Below are 383 nucleotides of genomic sequence, written 5' to 3' on the forward strand. Positions count from 1 at the left end.
GCAGCCGCGACGGCCGCTGCCGCAGCGGCGGCATCGGCGTCGTGCGCGTTTTCCGCCGCCAACGCAGCCCACACAGCAGCGCTCTCGGCCGCGGCCACGCTGGCGGCGCAACTGGCCGACACGGCAGCCCTCAACGCGCATGCCGCGCTCAACGCAGCCATCGCCAACCTGAACGCGGCGGTAACGGCCGATACCAACGCCCTGGACGCCGACAATGACAAGACGCTCAAGCTGAACCTCCTCATCTCCGCGCAGAATGCGTCCGATGCGGCAGCGCAGGCCAATGCCAATGCGGCAGCGGCCCACGCGGCGCTGGCGTCGGCCCAGGCCGACGATGCGGCAGCCGCCACCGCTGCCGCGAATGCGGCGTCGGCGCATGCGGC

At 72.3% G+C, this 383-nt stretch carries 1 protein-coding gene; it reads left to right on the forward strand.

The annotated features are described in order from the left end of the window. A partial coding sequence (locus GCN75_RS29465) for a hypothetical protein (protein WP_193317710.1) occupies nt 1-383 on the forward strand: 383 nt, incomplete at both ends.

The sequence above is a fragment of the Janthinobacterium violaceinigrum genome (assembly GCF_009208555.1).
GTDB lineage: Bacteria > Pseudomonadota > Gammaproteobacteria > Burkholderiales > Burkholderiaceae_D > Janthinobacterium > Janthinobacterium violaceinigrum.